Source organism: Mycobacterium sp. ST-F2, from assembly GCF_001905655.1.
Lineage (GTDB): Bacteria > Actinomycetota > Actinomycetes > Mycobacteriales > Mycobacteriaceae > Mycobacterium.
Genome location: NZ_JMHT01000038.1, coordinates 25,089 through 43,185, shown reverse-complemented (window position 1 = coordinate 43,185; position 18,097 = coordinate 25,089). Strand labels below are relative to the sequence as shown.

The window sequence follows — 18,097 nt, the reverse complement described above, 5'->3', positions numbered from 1 at the left end:
GCTCCCGGCAGTGTCATGGGTGTCCCCACACCGGCACCGCAAGGAGCGACCGCCATGACCGCAATCAACCCCGGGCTCCACACCCGACCACTGTCCGACAGTTCCGATTCCCTGCTCCGTTTCGGCCTCCGGGTCGACGGCACACTGTGCTCGCTGACCGGCCTGCTGATGGCCCTGACCGCTGATCCGCTGTCCCGGCTGTCGGGGCTGTCGGCGACGGCCGAGTGGATCATCGGCGCGGTGTTGGTGGGCTGGGGGTTTGCTCTGTACGTCTTGGCCGCGGTGCCCAGGATTCGGCGCGTCGGGACCGGAGTGCTCGTCGGCAACTTGATCGGCACCGTCGCGGTGCTCGGTGTGCTGGCTTCCGGAGTGCTCCCACTGACCGCCGCGGGCAACGTCCTGGTGCTGGCCGTCATGGCCGCGGGCCTGGGCTGCGCGTGGCTGCAGTACCTCGGAGTGCGCCGTCTGGCGTGACTCCCTCCCCGCCGGGCGGGGGCGTCGCTGAAAGAGGTTGCAGTAGACGTCCCCGCGCCGGCCTTCACCCCTCCAACGAAAGGAAACTCCATGACCACCATCACCTCACCCGCCCGCGTCCGGTCCGACCGACTGCTCCGCCTGGCCCTGCGCGCCGACGCGCTCATCAGCGGCACCGGCGGCGTCATCCTGGCTGCCGCGGCCGGCGCCATCGCATCGGAGTCCGGCATCCCGCGTCCGGCCGTGTACGTCCTTGCCACGGTGCTCGTCGTCTACGGCGTCGGCGTCTACGGGCTCTCGACTCTGGCGGCGGTGCGTCGGCCCGGTATCGCGGTGGCGATCGCCAATGTCGTCTTCACCGTCGCCGCGATCCTCGCCGTGGTGGACGACGTGTGGCCGCTGACGGCCACCGGCGTCGCGATGATGATCGTCAGCGCCGTCTACACACTGGCGATGGCGGAGTTGCAGTACCAGGGTGTCCGCCGCGCCTGAAACCGAGGGATTTGTGCACGATTTTCCGCGGTCGGCGCGGAAAATCGTGCACAAATCCCTGTCTAGAGCTTGCGGAGGCGCAGCCGGTTGATGGCGTGGTCGGCGTCTTTGCGCAGCACCAGGGTGGCGCGCGGCCGGGTGGGCAGGATGTTGTGGATCAGGTTGGGCAGGTTGATGGATTGCCAGATGTCACGGGCGGCGAAGATGGCCTGCTCGTCGGTCAGTGTCGAGTAGTGGTGGAAGTGCGACTGCGGGTTGGAGAACGCGCCGGCGCGCATCGCCAGGAACCGCGACACGTACCACTGTTCGATGTCCTCGATGCGGGCGTCGACGTAGACGGAGAAGTCGAACAGGTCCGAGATCATCAGAGCAGGCCCGGTCTGCAGGACGTTGAGGCCCTCGATGATCAGGATGTCGGGGTGCCGCACGATGACCTTCTCGCCCGGCACGATGTCGTAGATCAGGTGTGAATAGACCGGGGCGGACGCCTGGTCGATGCCCGACTTGACCGCGGTGACGAAGCGCATCAGCGCGCGCCGGTCGTAGCTCTCCGGGAAGCCCTTGCGGTGCATGATCTTTCGCCGCATCAGCTCGGCGTTCGGATACAGGAAGCCGTCGGTGGTGACCAGGTCGACGCGCGGATGGTGGCCGAACCGGGCGAGCAGCGCCTGCAGCACGCGGGCGGTGGTCGACTTGCCGACGGCCACGCTGCCGGCGACGCCGATGATGAACGGCACCGGGCGGTCGGGGCTCTGCTGGGGTTCGCCGAGGAACTCGGAGGTGGCGGCGAAGAGGCGCTGCCGGGCGGCGACCTGCAGGTGGATCAACCGGGCCAGCGGCAGGTAGACCTCTTCGACTTCCAGGATGTCGATCTGCTCGCCCATACCGCGCAGGCCCAGCAGCTCACTCGCAGTGAGTTTCAGAGGAGTCGCCATACGCAGCGCGCGCCATTGGCGCCTGTCGAACTCGACGTAGGGACTCGGCTCGCTCGGCCGCGGCATGTGCTCAGTCTTGCAGTTATGGCGACGCGATGAACGCGGGGGTACCGGCTAACGTTGGCGGACATGAACGTCTCGCCGGTCACCGACACCGCCGCCGAAGGGTTGATCCGCGAATATCTGCTGCTCGGTCTGCGCTTCGACCGCATCGAAGAGGGCTACGTCGACTCGTTCACCGGCGATCCCGCGTTGCGTCAGAAGGTCGCCGACGAAGCTGCTCCCGACCCGGCCGCACTGGCCCGTCAGGCCCGCCGGCTCGAAAGCGAGGTCGACTCCGCCGGGCTCGCGCCGGAGCGTGCCGACTACCTCAAGGCGCATCTGCGGGCCCTGGACTGCGCGGGGCGCAAGTTCGCGGGGGAGGACGTCGGCTTCGTCGACGAGGTCCGCGACTACTTCGACGTCGACATCACCAAGGGCGACGAGGACCGGTACCGCGAGGCGCACCGCGCGCTCGACGAAGCGTTGGGCGGCAGCGGCCCGCTGGTCGAACGGATGCAGGCCCACCGGTCCGGCGAGGAGATTCCGCCCGAGCGGCTCGAAGAGTGCATCCACGCGTTCTCGTCCGCGCTGCGCGACCGCGTCCGCGCCGACTTCCCGTTGCCGGACACCGAGACCATCAATTACGAGATCGTCACCGACAAGCCGTGGTCGGGGTTCAACTACTACGAGGGCAACTACCGGTCGACGGTGGCGGTCAACGCCGACCTCAAGCAGCAGATGTCGAATCTGCCGCGGCTGGTGGCACACGAGTCGTACCCCGGTCACCACACCGAGCACTGCCGCAAAGAGTTCGGGTTGGTGGCCGGCCAGAATCAGGCCGAGCAGACGATCTTCCTGGTGAACACCCCCCAGTGTCTGATGGCGGAGGGGCTCGCCGACCTGGCGTTGTACGCGGCGATCGGCCCGGATTGGGGTGCCTGGGCCGCCGAGATTTACCACGACCTGGGCCTGCGGTTCGACGGTGAACGCGCAGAAGCGATTTCGTCGGCCAGCGCCGCCCTGGCCGACGTCCGGCAGGACGCCGCGCTGATGCTGCACGACGAGCATCGCGACCCCGACGACGTCGTCGCCTTCATGCAGCGCTGGCTGCTGACCAGTCCGGAGCGGGCGCGGCAGTCCATGCGGTTCCTGTCGTCGCCGCTGTGGCGGGCATACACGTCGACCTACGTCGAGGGCTACCGGCTGCTGCGCGGCTGGCTCGATGCCCGGCCCGCGGACGTCAGCCTCACCGCACGGTTCGGCCGTCTGCTCGACGAGCCGCTGATCCCCTCGAGCCTGCGCGCGGCCTGACTTCGTCCTCAAACGGCTGCCTATTAGGCTGAACGCATGACTGCAGACGCTTCCGTGTCCAAGTCCGGCCTGGGTGCCGGCTACGCCGCCACCGCCAGTGAGGCCTACCAGGCGGCGCTGCGGGTCATCGAGCAGGTTGAGCCCCGCGTCGCCGAGGCGACCCGGAAAGAGCTTGAGGATCAACGCAGTTCGCTCAAGCTGATCGCCAGCGAGAACTACGCGTCGCCGGCCGTGCTGCTGACCATGGGCACCTGGTTCTCCGACAAGTACGCCGAGGGCACCGTCGGGCACCGCTTCTACGCCGCCTGCCAGAACGTCGACACCGTCGAGGCGCTGGCCGCCGAGCACGCCCGCGAACTGTTCGGCGCCCCGTACGCCTACGCGCAGCCGCACTCGGGCATCGACGCCAACCTGGTCGCTTTCTGGGCGATCCTGGCCACCCGTATCGAGGCGCCAGGCCTGGCCGAGCTCGGTGCCAAGCACGTCAACGACCTGTCCGAAGAGGACTGGGAGAAGCTGCGCAACAAGCTGGGTAACCAGCGCCTGCTGGGCATGTCCCTGGACACCGGCGGCCACCTGACGCACGGCTTCCGGCCGAACATCTCCGGCAAGATGTTCCACCAGCGCAGCTACGGCACCGACCCGGCCACCGGCCTGATCGACTACGACGCCGTCGCCGCTGCCGCCCGTGAGTTCAAGCCGCTGGTGCTGGTCGCCGGCTACTCGGCCTACCCGCGCCGCGTGAACTTCGCCAAGATGCGCGAGATCGCCGACGAGGTGGGCGCCACTCTGATGGTCGACATGGCGCACTTCGCCGGTCTGGTCGCCGGCAAGGTGTTCACCGGCGACGAGAACCCGGTGCCGCACGCCCACGTCACCACCACGACGACCCACAAGTCGCTGCGCGGCCCGCGCGGTGGTCTGGTCCTGGCGACCGAGGAATACGCGCCCGCCGTCGACAAGGGCTGCCCGATGGTGCTCGGCGGTCCGCTGTCGCACGTGATGGCCGCCAAGGCCGTCGCGCTGGCCGAGGCCCGCCAGCCGGAGTTCCGGACCTACGCGCAGAACGTCGCCGACAACGCCAAGGCACTGGCCGAGGGCTTCCTCAAGCGCGGTGCGACGCTGGTCACCGGCGGCACCGACAACCACCTGGTGCTGCTGGACGTGCAGTCGTTCGGGCTGACGGGCCGGCAGGCCGAGTCGGCGCTGCTGGACGCCGGCGTGGTCACCAACCGCAACTCGATCCCGAACGACCCGAACGGCGCCTGGTACTCCAGCGGCATCCGCTTCGGCACCCCGGCGCTGACCACGCGTGGCTTCGGCGCCGATGAGTTCGACAAGGTCGCCGAGCTGGTGGTGGACGTGCTGACGAACACCGAGCCGACCGCGGCATCGAACGGCCCGTCCAAGGCCAAGTACACGCTGGCCGACGGCACCGCCGAGCGCGTGCGTGCGGCCTCGGCCGAGATGCTGGACGCCAACCCGCTGTACCCGGGTCTGACGCTCTGATCCGGGGCGCTGAAACCGAGGTGTGCGCGGCGCACACCTCGGTAGCCTGATCTGCGGCCGAGGAGGTGGCAGATGGGTAGTCAGGCGCTGGCCGCTGTCATCGAGTATTTCGTCCGCGACAAGGACGCATTCATCGCCGGTGTGATCGCGGAAATCCTGGCCGCCGTGCCCGAGTTGAGCGATCCGTCGTTCCACGAGATCGTGGCGGTCAACGCCACCGAGAGCCTGGATCTGTTCCTCGATGTCCTAGCGAATGGCCTTGACCCGCAAAGTATTTCGCCGTCGAGCCTCGCGATCGCCAACGTCGAGCGGGCGGTGACGGACGGTGTTCCGCTGACCGCGATCCTGCGCGCGTACCGCGTCGGGCATGGCCGGATGCTGAGCGCATGTCTGGCGCAGATGCCGGCCGGTGCGCCCGGTGCGGCCGAGGCGATGATCGAGGTGGTGAATCTCAGCGGGTCACACAACGGCCGGGTCACCGAGCAGATCACCGCACTGTACGAGGACCGGTTGACGCAGCGCGTGCGTACCGACGAAGCGATCCGGCGGCAGTGGATCACCCGCTTGCTGAATGACGCCGAACCCGATGTGGCGCAGGCGGAATCGGCACTGGGCTACCGACTGTCGGGCAGCCACATCGCCGTCGAGGCCTGGGCTGACGACACAGCTGCGGCCGTGGAATTGACCAAGGTGGTGGCGGTGCTGCGACAGGTCCTACCCAAAGCCGACGACATTCTGGTCGCCGGAGGTGAATCGCAGCAGCGCATCTGGTTGCGACTGCCGGCGGCTGCCCGGGTGGACCACGGCCAACTTGCAAAGCGATTGCGGATCAACGGTTTACGGATCGCAGTCGGCCGCCGTGGTGAGGGACTCGACGGCTTCCGGTCGGCGGCCCGCACCGCGGCGCGGGTCAAGGAGCTGGCCCGGTCCGCGCCCGATGCGCCACAGGTCGTGCTCTTCGACGAGGTCGCGTCCATCGCGTTGCTGGCCGATGAGCCGGCGGATCTCGCGGCGTTCGTCGTGACCGTCCTGGGCGGCCTTGCGGACGACGATCCACGGTGCGAGCAGCTACGCGAGACCATCCGGGCGTTCCTGGCTGCCAACTGCAGTTACACCGAGACGGCGAAGCGCACGATGTTCCACCGCAACACCGTCTACCTCCGGGTTCAGCAGGCCGTTGAGCAGTACGGACTCCGGCTTGACGCCGACACCCTCACCATCGCGCTGGCGCTGGAGATTTGCCGCTGGTACGGCGCGCGGGTGCTTTCGCCTGTTTCCTGAGGTCAGCGCTACCGATGTGCATTTTGCACATCTCCTGCGGCAAACGCTGGTCTGAGCACCCATGGATTCAGCACAGCGATCGCTCATATTGTGACGGGGACGACAATTTCGTCGAGCTGTTCACCACATCACACCCCGGGCCTCGCGAGCTGAGTCCGCCAACCCGGGCAGACCCATCACGAAGGGGCGAAGAATGTCTGAGTTGGGCCACATCCGGCGGTCTAAGGAGCAGGCCGCGGCCGGCAACCGAGCCTCGCGTCGGCGCTCGCGGACCCGTAGAGGTATCGCCACGACCGCCGTCGCCGGCGCCATGGTCGCGGCGCTGACCGCCCCGCAGGCGTTCGCCGCGGACGGCTACCAGGCCGTGACAGATCAGATCCTCGCCCAACAGCAGCAGATCATCGCCACCAACAGCAACTATCCGTTCATCAAGCCGTCCGACGTGAGTTCGTTGCCGCAATACACCCAGGCCCTGGCGATGGGCGTGCTCTTCGGTGCGCTCAATGAACAGAACCGGATCAACGGCTACGACCGCAACGGTGAATTTCTCACCGCCCCTTGGAACGCGCCGTCTGCCGAGCCGCTGCCGTTCTCGAACGACCCGACGGCGGACAACAAGTACACGCTGCTGGCCGTGCGGGGCGAGTCGTACACGGTGACCATCACGCCTCGCCCTGGCACCAAGGTGGTGACCTTCGTTCCGATGTCGGGGAACATCATGGACGGGAAGTTCATCTCGACCGGTGTCAGCTATGACCTGACGCAATTCACACCGAATGCGGACGGCACGTACACCGTGGTGATCAGTCCGGACCAGCAACCGGGCAACTGGGTGAACAGCACCGGCGCCCAGACGATCCTCATGCGCGATACCACCACCGACTGGGGCATTCCGCACGACACGATCCTCATCAAGCAGCAGAGTTCATCGTCGCAGTTCAAGCTGCCGGTGCTGTCAGAAAGCCAGGTGGCGGCGGTGTTGGCCGGCGTCGCGGACAATGTCTCCGGGTTCAATTCCAGCGTCACGAATAAGGGAATTCAGGCGGTCTGGGCCGCAGTGCCGGAAAACACCTTCACCGTGATCAAGCCGACGACTTCGGCGGTCGGCGGCCCGATTCTGCCGGGGCAATTGACCAGCATCGGACACTTCAACCTGCAGCCAGACCAGGCACTCGTGGTCAAGGTGCCCACCGTTTCGGCCGGCTACGTGGCTGCCCAGCTGACCAATATCTGGCAGCTGGATCTGCCGTATGTGACCGCGCAGAGCAGCCTCAACGGCAGCAATATTTTTCAGGCAGACGACGGTTACACCTATTACGTCGTCAGCGCCACGAACCCCGGCGTCGCGAACTGGCTGGACAACGGAGGCGTCGTCAACGGCTCCGTCACGCTCCGGTTCCAGGACGTCAACGGCACGCTCGACAATAATGCGGTGACGGCCCAAGTAGTCCCGATCTCTGATGTCCGTCTGCACTTGCCGGCCGGTACCCCGACCGTCACCCCGCAGCAGTACGCGGCCAGCCTCAAACGGCGGATGTTCGAGTTCAATTACGTGCACAACCAGAACAACGTGCCCACCGGCTGGGCGACGGCCAATCTGGAACTCGATCAGATCAGGGCCGCGGTCGGCACGGACAAGTTCAACGAGATATTCGGCAGCCAGGAAAACGTCCCGTCCGTCCTGGACCGGATCACGCAATCTGCCCTCAACCCGGACTACCTCGACCTCGCCCGCGGCATCTTCGCCAACCCCGCCGGTAGTTTGTCCGCCTTTGTGCAGAACATTCCCTTGGCCGTCCAGGACATTGCGAACCCCATGATCCTGTCGGCACTGCGGTGCGACCTACTCATCAACCAGACCCTCACTCAAATCCGAGCCGGCCTCGCTTCCGGGAACATCACCGCCGTGGTCGCGGCACTGGGTAATGGCGTCCGAGGTCTGGGCACGATCATCAACCAGACCTTGACCGACCCGGGCACCAGCGTCACCGCAGGCTTCCTGAACGCGCGTGACGACCTGTCGGTGGCGCTGAACCGCGCCGACAGCTACTCGCCGTTGACGATGGGCAACATCAAGACGGTCGTCAAGGAGCTCGGAGACCTCGGCCGCACCACAGGGCACATGCTGGTCGGTGGGCTGCGGGGCGCGATCCCCGCGGCCAACTCCACGTCGCAAGCACCGACTGGGGCGCTATCGCCGACCGGGACGCCGGCGCCGACCGCAGCAACATTCGGCGCCGACGTGACTCCGACAGCGAAGACCACACATGAGGCAGACACAACACCGACGGCACAGCCCGCTAGCCCGGCAGCACCGACAGCTGCAGACCCGGCGGGCACTCCGGCGAGCAGCCCTGTGAAACCGTCTGACACCCCGGCAGCCGAGGGGTCGGCCAAGCCGGCGGCCGCCAATGGTAAGAACCAGCAGGCTGACAGCTCGCAAGCGGACACTCCCCGAGGCAAGCGGTCCAAGGACGGAAAGGAATCGAAACCTGCCGGTGGCAAGCCGTCCAAGGCTGCCAAGGGTTCCAGCACTTCCGGCGCCACGCAGACGAGTGGCCCGGAGGACTCCAAACCCGCACAAGGCAAGCAGCGCACTGAAAGCAAGAATTCAGCTTCTGCTGGTGAGGGATCTGGCAGCGAAAAGACCGCAGGCGCAGGTTCGGGCACAGCGAAGTAGCCGTCTGCGGACGAACGGGGACCGGGTGACACCGGTCCCCGTTTGTGCGTGGTTGATTTCAAAAACATGTGAACTCGGGTTACAGTTACTTTCATGGCTGAGAAACCAGTTGCCAACGCACTGACCCTCGAGCTCGAGCCCGTGGTGGACACCGAGCTGTCCCGGCACCTCGCGACCGAAGAAGCCTGGTATGCCCATGACTACGTGCCGTTCGAGCAGGGCGAGAACTTCGCCTTCCTCGGTGGCACCGACTGGGACGCCTCGAGCGTCACGCTGCCGAAGTCGGTCACCGATGCGCTGGAAATCCTGCTCATCACCAAGGACAACCTCGCGGGCTACCACCGTGAGCTGGTCGAACACTTCATCCTCGAAGACAAGTGGGGCCGCTGGCTGGGCCGCTGGACCGCCGAGGAGCACCTGCACGCCATCGCGCTGCGCAACTACCTGGTGGTCACCCGTCAGATCGACCCGACCGCCAACGAGGATGTGCGCGTCGAGCACGTCATGAAGGGCTACCGCGCCGACAAGTTCAGCCAGATCGAGACGCTGGTCTTCATGGCGTTCTTCGAGCGCGCGCACGCCGTCTTCACCCGCAACCTGCAGGCCCAGATCGAGGAGCCCGTGCTCGCCGCCATGGCCGGCCGGATCGCACGGGACGAAGAGCGGCACGAGGAGTTCTTCGCCAACCTGGTCTCGCACCTGCTGGAGACGCGCCGCGACGAGACCATCGCCGCCATCGCGGCCCGGGCCGCGGGCCTCGAGGTCATCGGTGCGGACATCGACGCCTATCAGGACAAGGTCCAGGTCGTTGCTGACGCCGGCATCTTCGACGCCGCTGCGCTGAAGACCGTCATCTCCGATCGCATCAAGGCGTGGGGCCTGGGCGACGAACCGTCGCTCGCTCAGTTCATCTAGACGTCACAAAACAGTCACGGCGCGCCGTCAGCGTGGGGCGGCCGCCGGGAGTAGCGTCGCCGGTGATGGCTAGCGAATTGCTCTGCTATCCGGGCGGCACCCAAGAGTTAGGGGCCGGTCCCGGCCCAGGTACCGCTGCGTCCACCGAAGTACTCGTGTGGGGCCGCACGGGCCGAGGAGCGCCACGTGTCTGATTCGCAGGTCCGTACCTACGTGCTCGATACCTCCGTGCTGTTGTCCGATCCCTGGGCCTGCACGCGTTTCGCCGAGCACGAAGTGGTTGTCCCCCTGGTGGTCATCAGTGAGCTGGAGGGTAAACGCCACCACCACGAACTGGGCTGGTTCGCCCGCCAGGCGCTGCGCATGTTCGATGACCTGCGATTGGAGCACGGACGGCTGGACCAGCCGATTCCTGTTGGGACACAAGGTGGAACGCTGCAGGTTGAGCTGAACCACGTCGATCAGTCGGTGCTGCCCACGGGCTTCCGGACCGACACCAACGACCACCGCATCCTCGCCTGCGCGGCCAACCTCGCCGCAGAGGGCAAGCGAGTCACGTTGGTCAGCAAGGACATTCCGCTGCGTGTCAAGGCGGGTGCGGTCGGCCTGGCTGCCGACGAGTACCACGCGCAGGACGTCGTCACCTCCGGCTGGACCGGTATGACCGAGATGGACGCGGCGCCCGAGGACATCGACACGTTGTTCGCCGAGGGTGAGGTCGACCTGCCCGAAGCGCGGGATCTGCCGTGCCACACCGGAATTCGGCTGCTCGGCGGCACGTCGCATGCGCTCGGCCGGGTCAATGCCGAGAAGCGCGTGCAGGTGGTTCGTGGTGATCGCGAAGTGTTCGGCCTCCGGGGAAGGTCAGCCGAACAACGTGTCGCCCTCGATCTGCTGCTCGACGAATCCGTCGGCATCGTCTCGCTCGGCGGCAAGGCCGGCACCGGCAAGTCGGCGCTGGCGCTGTGCGCCGGCCTGGAGGCGGTGCTCGAACGTCGCACCCAGCGCAAGGTCGTAGTGTTCCGTCCGCTGTATGCCGTTGGCGGACAAGACCTCGGCTACCTGCCGGGCAGCGAGAGCGAGAAGATGGGCCCGTGGGCGCAGGCCGTCTTCGACACTCTCGAAGGGTTGGCCAGCCCAGCCGTGCTGGAAGAGGTGCTGAGCCGCGGCATGCTGGAAGTGTTGCCGCTGACGCACATTCGCGGTCGCTCGCTGCACGACTCGTTCGTCATCGTCGACGAGGCCCAGTCGCTGGAGCGCAACGTGCTGCTGACGGTGCTCTCGCGCCTCGGTAGCGGTTCGCGAGTGGTTCTCACGCACGACGTCGCCCAGCGCGACAACCTGCGCGTCGGCCGGCACGACGGTGTCGCCGCGGTCATCGAGAAGCTCAAAGGCCACCCCCTGTTCGCGCACATCACGCTGATGCGCAGCGAACGGTCGCCGATTGCCGCATTGGTCACCGAGATGCTCGAGGAGATCAGCCCCGGCACCCTGCCGTGACGTGAGCCGCCGTCGCGATTTGTGCCCGGTTTTCCGCGCTGACCACGGGTTTTCGTGCACAAATCGCGGCGTCGGTAAGGTGGTTGAGTGCGACGCGAGAACAAGGCCTGGTCCTACTGGCGGACCGTGCTCGGCGTGTGCGCCGGTGTGACGATCGTCGTGGTGGGTTGCCAGACAGGCAATGTCGCCAAGGCCGACGAAGTCGACTGCAGTAAGTACAAGTGCGTCGCACTCACCTTTGACGACGGTCCCAGCCCGTACACCGACCGGCTGCTGAAAATCCTGCAGGACAACGACGCCAAGGCGACGTTCTTCCAGATCGGCAACAAGGTCGCCGCCAACCCGGCCGGCGCCAAGCGCGTCGTCGACGCCGGGATGGAACTGGGCAGCCACACCTGGGAACACCCCAACATGACGACCATCCCGCCGGAGTTCATCGCGGGCCAGTTCAGCAAGGCCAGCGACGCCATCGAACAGGCCACCGGACAGCGGCCGAAACTGGTGCGCACTGCGGGCGGTCTGATCAACGACCAGGTGCTCGCCGAGGCCAAGAAGCAGGGCCTGGCCGACATCAACTGGGACGTCATCCCGTTCGACTGGGCCAACGACTCCAACACCGCGGCCACCCGCTACATGCTGATGTCGCAGATCAAGCCGAATTCGGTGGTGCTGTTTCACGACACCTACTCGTCGACCGTCGATCTGGTGCAGCAGTTCATCCCGGTCCTCAAGGCCAACGGCTACCACATGGTGACGGTCAGCCACATGATCGGACATCGTGAACCGGGCACCAGCTACGGCAGCCGGGAGAACGGTCCACCGGTCAACGGGCTCAATGACATTCCGCCGGCGGAGATTCCGACGCTGCCCAACACGCCGTCGCCGCCACCGATGCCGAACATCCCGATCACGGACATCCCGGGCGCCAACTCGGGCGGCTCCAACAACGGCCAGTAGCTGATTGCCCGCGAGCGTTCCCCTCGCGAGCAGACATAAAACTGTCGTTTTCGCTTGAAAATTGACAGTTTTACGTCTGCTCGCGAGTGAACGTCAAGCAGTGGGGAAGCGGTCGACGATCGCGTCGACCATGGCCAGGAGTTCGGCGACGCGCCCGCGCAGCACTTCGAGATGCTTGTCGGCACCCTGCTTGGCCGCCCGTCGCTCTGTCACCGCCAGTTGCAGGTGCAACTCGGCCAGTTCGTCCTCGAGCAGTTCGATGAACAGCCGGGCCTGCAGTACATCGGCGTTCCGTTGACTCGGTGACGTCGTCACGAGCTTGAGGACCTCGGCCTGGGGTTTGGACAGCGGCTCACCGGCGTGCGTGTGCGGCAGGTGGAAGCGGCCGTGCGTCATGCATGGAACGGCGCCTCGGTGCGAATCGGTGAGCTCGGCCGCCATTGCAACACAATCGCAAGCGCACGGGTCGAATCCCGTTTCCCGGCAGTATCTGTCCAGTAAGGAGCTGTTCACATTCGCTTCACCTGCGATGTGAGCTGGCGGCTGCCGAGGCCCAGCAGGCCGGGGCCCGCGACTGTGCAGGCAGATCGTCGATTTCGCGAAATCGGCGCTCTGTATGCACCTTCGACGCGAAACTCCCGGCTGAAACGCGAAGACCCCGAAAATCCGGTGATTCTCGGGGTCTTAGCGGCTCAGCGCGCGAAATTGATCGCCGACTGCTTTGGAGGCTCCTCGCGCTAGCGCTCGTCGCGGACCTTCGCCATGGCCAGCACGTCGAGACGCTTGTCCAGCTCGGCCAGGGAGAGGTTCTCGCCGATCAGGCCGCGGTCGATGACCGTCTGCCGGATGGTCTTCTTCTCCTTGAGGGCTTCCTTGGCGACCTTGGCGGCCTCCTCGTAGCCGATGGCCGAGTTCAGCGGCGTCACGATCGACGGCGACGACTCCGCCAGCGTGCGCAGGTGGTCCTCGTTGGCGACGAGGCCGTCGATGCACTTGGAGGCGAACAGCCGCGACACGTTGGACAGCAGCGTGAAGGACTCGAGCACATTGCGGGCCATCATCGGGATGTAGACGTTCAGCTCGAAGGCACCGGACAGGCCGCCGACGGTGACGGCCGCGTCGTTGCCGATGACCTGCGCGGCCACCTGGGTAACCGCTTCGGGCAGAACAGGATTCACCTTGCCCGGCATGATCGAGCTACCGGGCTGCAGGTCCGGCAGCTGGATTTCGCCGAGGCCGGTCAGCGGGCCCGAGCCCATCCAGCGCACGTCGTTGGCGATCTTGGTCAGCGACACCGCGATGGTCTTGAGCGCGCCGGACGCCTCGACGAGTCCGTCGCGGGCGGCCTGGGCTTCGAAAGAGTCTGCGGCGGTACGCAGTTCGGCGATGCCGGTCTGGTTCACCAGCACGTCGACGACCTTGGAGCCGAAGCCGTCAGGGGCGTTCAGGCCGGTGCCGACGGCGGTGCCGCCGATGGCCAGCTCACCCAGGCGGGGCAATGTCGCCTTGACGCGTTCGATGCCGGCCTCGATCTGGCGGGCGTAGCCGCCGAACTCCTGGCCCAGGGTGACGGGCACCGCGTCCATGAGGTGGGTACGGCCGGACTTGACGACGGTGCGCCACGCGCGGGCCTTGTTGGCCAGCGACTCGTGCAGCACCTCGAGGGCCGGAATCAGGTGGCGCACAGCGGCTTCCGTTGCCGCGATGTGTGTGGCGGTGGGGAAGGTGTCGTTGGAGCTCTGCGACATGTTGACGTGGTCGTTGGGGTGGACCTCGACGCCGTTGCGCGCCGCGATGGAGGCGATGACCTCGTTGGCGTTCATGTTCGAGCTGGTGCCCGAGCCGGTCTGGAACACATCGATGGGGAACTGGTCGTCGTGCAGACCGTCGGCGATCTCACCGGCGGCGGCGATGATCGCGTCGGCCTTCTCCGGGTCAAGCAGGCCCAGGTCCTTGTTGACCTGTGCGCAGGCGCCCTTCAGCAGACCCAACGCGCGGATCTGGGTGCGCTCCAGGCCACGGAACGAGATCGGGAAGTTCTCCACGGCGCGTTGTGTCTGCGCGCGCCACAGTGCGTCGATCGGCACCCGGACTTCGCCCATGGTGTCGTGCTCGATCCGGTACTCCACTTCGACAGCGTTGTCGGACATGTGCTCCCTTTTGTTGAGGTGAACGGTATTACGGCAGGGGGTGTGCGGCAGAGAGGTCCCCGGTGAAGTCCACCGCGGAGTACTCGTTGAGCTTGGACAGCCGGTGGTAGGCCTCGATCATCCGGACGGTGCCGGACTTCGACCGCATCACGATCGACTGCGTGGTGCAACCGCCGGCGAAGTACCGCACCCCGTTGAGCAGATCACCGTCGGTGACGCCGGTGGCGCAGAAGAAGACGTTGTCGCCGGCGACCAGGTCCTCGGTGGTCAGCACGCGCTCCAGGTCGTAGCCGCGGTCCAGGGCGCGCTGGCGCTCGTCGTCGTCGGTCGGGGCGAGGACGGCCTGGATGGCGCCGCCCATGCAGCGGATGGCGGCCGCGGCGATGATGCCCTCGGGGGTGCCACCGATACCGGCCAGGATGTCGGTCCCGGACTCGGGGCGGCACGCGGAGATGGCGCCGGCGACGTCGCCGTCGGAGATCAGCCGGATGCGGGCGCCGGCCGCACGGACCTCGCTGATCAGCTGGGCATGCCGGGGCCGGTCCAGGATGCAGACGGTGACGTCGGCGACCGACTCGTTGAGGCGCTTGGCGACGCGGCGGATGTTCTCGCCGATGGGAGCGGTGATGTCGATGACGTCGGCGGCGTCCGGGCCGACGGCGATCTTGTTCATGTAGAACACGGCCGACGGGTCGAACATGGTGCCGCGCTCGGAGACCGCCAGCACCGAGATGGCGTTGGGCATGCCCTTGCTCATCAGGGTGGTGCCGTCGACGGGGTCGACGGCGAAGTCGCAGTCCGGACCGTCGCCGTTGCCGACTTCTTCGCCGTTGTAGAGCATCGGGGCGTGGTCTTTCTCGCCCTCGCCGATGACCACGACGCCGCGCATCGAGACCGAATTGACCAGCTCACGCATGGCGTCGACGGCTGCACCGTCGCCGCCTTCCTTGTCACCGCGGCCGACCCAGCGGCCGGCCGCCATGGCTCCGGCTTCGGTGACCCGGACGAGTTCGAGTGCGAGGTTGCGGTCTGGGGCTTCCCGGCGCGAAGGCGTCATGCGCAGATTGTCCCATTAGCCATTTGTTGGTGTGCGGTCGGGAGTTGGGATACTGAGCGCTGTGACGTCTTCATCACCGGAACCCGACGACCAGTCCGTCCACGTCCCCAACGTGGTCGCCGAGGGCCAGTCGGTGCCGGTGCCGCGCCCGGCGAAGGACCGGCTGCTGCAGGACGGCCGCGACATGTTCTGGTCCATCGCCCCGCTGGTGGTGGCGTGTATCGCGCTGGCCGGGATGCTCGGCATGTGCTCGTTCGCGCCGCAGGGCCCGGGTAAGGGTCCGGCGCCGCAGTACGACGCCCCGGCCGCGCTCAAGGCCGACGCCGCCGCGCTGCACATCCCGATCCGGATCCCGGAACTGCCGTCCGGCTGGCACGCCAATTCGGGGTCGCGCGGCGCCATCGAGGCGGGCCGCACCGATCCCGTCACCAAGCAACCCACGCGGGCGCTGATGTCCAGGGTCGGCTATCTGACCGCCTCCGGCATGTTCGTCGCGCTGACTCAGAGCAACGCTGACGAGGAGAAGCTGGTGTCCTCGATCCACAGCGGCATGTATCCGACGGGGGCGCAGGACCTGGGTGGCGTGCACTGGGTGGTGTACGAGGGGGCCGGCGAGGACCAGCAAGGTACCGAGCCGATCTGGACCGCCAAGCTCGACGGGCCGACGGGGCCGGCGCAGGTCGCGGTCAGCGGGTCGGCGAGTCCGGGGGACTATCGGACTCTGGCAGAGGCGACGCAGAAGGCGCAGCCACTGCCGTAGCGGGCTGCTTTCGGCGCATCACAGCGATCAGGCGGGCGAGGCGCCCCGGTGCGCGGGGCTCATCGGGCTCGGGTTCACTCAACGGAACACCTTTGTACACAGCGAGGTACACGCTGATGGTGGTGACGACGACGATCATCAGCACCGGGCCGATCACCAGGCCCAGGAAACCGAACATCGCGATGCCGGAGAACACCGACAGCAGCATCAGCGCGGAGTCCAACCGCGCCGCCTTGGGGACCAGGATCGGCCGGAGCACGTTGTCGATGTTGGTGACCACCAGGATGTGGAACAGGATCACGAACAGGCCGCCGCCGATGTTGCCGAACAGTGCCATGCCGATGCCGAACGGGATGCTGACGATGCCACCACCGAGCGGAATCACCGACAGGGCGCTCAGCAGGATCGCAAAGATGAAGAAGCCGTCGTGGAAGCCGGCGATGTAGATCGAGATCGCGCCGGACACACCCTGCGCCAGTGCGATGACGAACTGGCCGAGGACCGTGCCGCGCACCATGGCGCCCATCTTGGCCAGGTACAGGTCGGTGACGTCCTCGCCGAGTGGGTTGAGCCGCCGGATCAGTAGGACCACGTCATCGCCGTTGACCAGCAGCGAGATGAACACATAGATGAAGATGACGGCACCGGCGAGCGCGCCGAAAAGTCCGCCCGCGGCGGTCTGCAGCACGTTCAGGCCCCACTCGCCCGCGCGCTGCGCAAACGTGATGATCCACTTCTGGACCGACTCCGGCGTCAGGGTCACGTGGTGCAGGTAGGGGATTTGTGACAGCAGGTCGTTGGCGGCTTGCAGCGCCCGAGTGCCCAGCGCGCCCATGTCGTTACGACTCACCCACTGCGACACGTTGCGGATCATGGCGGTGATCTGGACGACGCCGATGGCGACGGCCCCGCTGATCGGCACGACCACGACCAGCAGCGCGGCCAGCAGGGTCAGGGTGGCCGACAGGCCGGTGCTCAGCCGCTTCGACAGCCGACGGAACAACGGGGTGAAAAGGTAGGCCACCACCCCGGCAACGACGACCAGCATGAACTGCCCGCGCAGGAAGTACGCGCCGAATCCGACCGCCAGGACCGTCGCGACGGCGAGGGCCCGTTTCTGGGTGACCGTGAATTCGGTGTCCATGACGGTGATTCTGACGGATTTGCCGCCGGTTGCTACCCCGACGCGAGCTTGAGGAGGTGGCTCATGATGTCGGGGTAGCGTTTGAGATGCGCGCCGCCGTTGAGGTCGAGAACCTCGCCCGTCATCCATGACGACTGCTCCGAGCACAGGAACAGCACGGCGTTCGCGATGTCCTCGGGGGTGCCGGCGCGGCCCAGCGCGGTGTTCTCGACGTACTCGTCGACGACGCCGGGGATCATCGCGGCGCCTTCGGTCAGAGGAGTGGTCACGAAACCGGGGGCGACGGCGTTGACGCGAATGCCCTTGGGGCCCAACTCCAATGCGGCCACCTCGGTCAGCATCGACAGGCCGGCCTTGGCGGCGCTGTAGGCGCTCATGCCGATGGCGGGCTGGCGGCCGTTGAGCGACGAGATGCACACCAGCGACCCACCCTCACGCAACTTCTGGCCGGCGTATTTGGTGACGATGAACGACCCCGTCAGGCAGCAGTCGACGACGGCGCGGAAGTCCTCGACCGGCATGTCGACGATGAGCCCGAAGGTCGAGAACCCGGCGCAGCTGACGACGGCGTCCAACTCCCCGGTCTGCTCGAAGACGGCAGCGACGGACGCTTCGTCGGTGACCTCGACGGCGACGGCGGTGTGCGGTGCGCCGAGTTCGGCGGCGCGGGCCTCGGCCAGCTCGGCGTTCCGGTCGGCGATGGTGACGCGGTAGCCCTGCGCGGCCAGGCCCTGAGCGGTGGCCCAGCCGATACCGGATGCCCCACCGACGACGAGGGCGCTGCGCTGTGTGCTCACTGGTTTCTCCTGGCGTGATCGACGGTGGACCCGGCCCAGACGCCGCGGTGTGAACAGATTACATAATCTGTTCACATCTGTGACCGATGCGCG

General features: G+C 66.7%; 16 protein-coding genes. 10 read left to right on the top strand and 6 right to left on the bottom strand.

What is annotated here, in order from left to right:
- The first annotated feature begins 54 nt into the window (after positions 1-54).
- Positions 55-474 carry a hypothetical protein gene (locus EB75_RS15475; RefSeq protein WP_073696301.1) on the top strand — a complete coding sequence of 140 codons (420 nt, stop codon included), beginning with the start codon at positions 55-57 and terminating at the stop codon, positions 472-474.
- Between the two features lie 90 nt (positions 475-564).
- Positions 565-966 carry a hypothetical protein gene (locus EB75_RS15470; protein ID WP_073696252.1) on the top strand — a complete coding sequence of 134 codons (402 nt, stop codon included), beginning with the start codon at positions 565-567 and terminating at the stop codon, positions 964-966.
- Between the two features lie 62 nt (positions 967-1,028).
- On the opposite strand, the gene coaA is transcribed toward EB75_RS15470, so the two are convergent.
- Entirely contained in the window at positions 1,029-1,967 is a 939-nt protein-coding gene (gene coaA, locus EB75_RS15465) for a type I pantothenate kinase (RefSeq protein WP_073696251.1), read from the bottom strand.
- A gap of 63 nt (positions 1,968-2,030) precedes the next feature.
- On the opposite strand from coaA, the gene EB75_RS15460 reads away from it, so the two are divergent.
- The 7 genes from EB75_RS15460 to EB75_RS15430 all read left to right on the top strand — a co-directional run bounded on the left by EB75_RS15460 (position 2,031) and on the right by EB75_RS15430 (position 12,096).
- Positions 2,031-3,254: a DUF885 domain-containing protein gene (locus EB75_RS15460; protein WP_073696250.1), complete on the top strand. Its 1,224-nt coding sequence runs from the start codon at positions 2,031-2,033 to the stop codon at positions 3,252-3,254.
- Between the two features lie 36 nt (positions 3,255-3,290).
- Positions 3,291-4,763 carry a glycine hydroxymethyltransferase gene (locus tag EB75_RS15455; RefSeq protein ID WP_073696249.1) on the top strand — a complete coding sequence of 491 codons (1,473 nt, stop codon included), beginning with the start codon at positions 3,291-3,293 and terminating at the stop codon, positions 4,761-4,763.
- A gap of 72 nt (positions 4,764-4,835) precedes the next feature.
- Positions 4,836-6,044, top strand: a complete 1,209-nt coding sequence (locus EB75_RS15450; protein ID WP_073696248.1) for a PucR family transcriptional regulator — start codon at positions 4,836-4,838, stop codon at positions 6,042-6,044.
- A gap of 193 nt (positions 6,045-6,237) precedes the next feature.
- Positions 6,238-8,724 (top strand): hypothetical protein, encoded by a 2,487-nt coding sequence (locus EB75_RS15445; RefSeq protein ID WP_142239622.1) that lies wholly within the window; start codon positions 6,238-6,240, stop codon positions 8,722-8,724.
- Positions 8,725-8,817: 93 nt separating this feature from the next.
- Positions 8,818-9,639 carry an acyl-ACP desaturase gene (locus tag EB75_RS15440; RefSeq protein ID WP_073696246.1) on the top strand — a complete coding sequence of 274 codons (822 nt, stop codon included), beginning with the start codon at positions 8,818-8,820 and terminating at the stop codon, positions 9,637-9,639.
- Positions 9,640-9,825: 186 nt separating this feature from the next.
- Positions 9,826-11,139, top strand: a complete 1,314-nt coding sequence (gene phoH2, locus EB75_RS15435; protein ID WP_073696245.1) for an RNA 5'-3' helicase PhoH2 — start codon at positions 9,826-9,828, stop codon at positions 11,137-11,139.
- Positions 11,140-11,226: 87 nt separating this feature from the next.
- Positions 11,227-12,096, top strand: a complete 870-nt coding sequence (locus tag EB75_RS15430; RefSeq protein WP_073696244.1) for a polysaccharide deacetylase family protein — start codon at positions 11,227-11,229, stop codon at positions 12,094-12,096.
- A 93-nt stretch (positions 12,097-12,189) separates the two neighbouring features.
- Here the strand turns inward: EB75_RS15430 and EB75_RS15425 are convergent, their stop codons facing one another.
- The 3 genes from EB75_RS15425 to glpX all read right to left on the bottom strand — a co-directional run bounded on the left by EB75_RS15425 (position 12,190) and on the right by glpX (position 15,303).
- Entirely contained in the window at positions 12,190-12,492 is a 303-nt protein-coding gene (locus EB75_RS15425) for a hypothetical protein (RefSeq protein ID WP_142239621.1), read from the bottom strand.
- Positions 12,493-12,833: 341 nt separating this feature from the next.
- Positions 12,834-14,246: a class II fumarate hydratase gene (locus EB75_RS15420; protein ID WP_073696242.1), complete on the bottom strand. Its 1,413-nt coding sequence runs from the start codon at positions 14,244-14,246 to the stop codon at positions 12,834-12,836.
- Between the two features lie 28 nt (positions 14,247-14,274).
- The gene (glpX, locus tag EB75_RS15415) at positions 14,275-15,303 is read right to left on the bottom strand and encodes a class II fructose-bisphosphatase (protein ID WP_073696241.1); all 1,029 of its coding nucleotides are present in this window, start codon (positions 15,301-15,303) and stop codon (positions 14,275-14,277) included.
- Between the two features lie 61 nt (positions 15,304-15,364).
- Here glpX and EB75_RS15410 point away from each other — a divergent pair, with 61 nt between their 5' ends.
- Positions 15,365-16,063, top strand: coding sequence for a DUF4245 domain-containing protein (locus tag EB75_RS15410; RefSeq protein ID WP_502689376.1), 699 nt, complete (start codon positions 15,365-15,367; stop codon positions 16,061-16,063).
- On the opposite strand, the gene EB75_RS15405 is transcribed toward EB75_RS15410, so the two are convergent.
- Complete coding sequence (locus EB75_RS15405; protein WP_073696240.1) at positions 15,990-17,207, bottom strand: AI-2E family transporter; 1,218 nt, start codon at positions 17,205-17,207, stop codon at positions 15,990-15,992. The genes EB75_RS15410 and EB75_RS15405 overlap by 74 nt on opposite strands.
- A 32-nt stretch (positions 17,208-17,239) precedes the next feature.
- On the bottom strand, positions 17,240-18,004 hold the full coding sequence (locus EB75_RS15400; protein ID WP_073696239.1) for an SDR family NAD(P)-dependent oxidoreductase: 765 nt from the start codon (positions 18,002-18,004) through the stop codon (positions 17,240-17,242).
- Positions 18,005-18,097 lie beyond the last annotated feature (93 nt).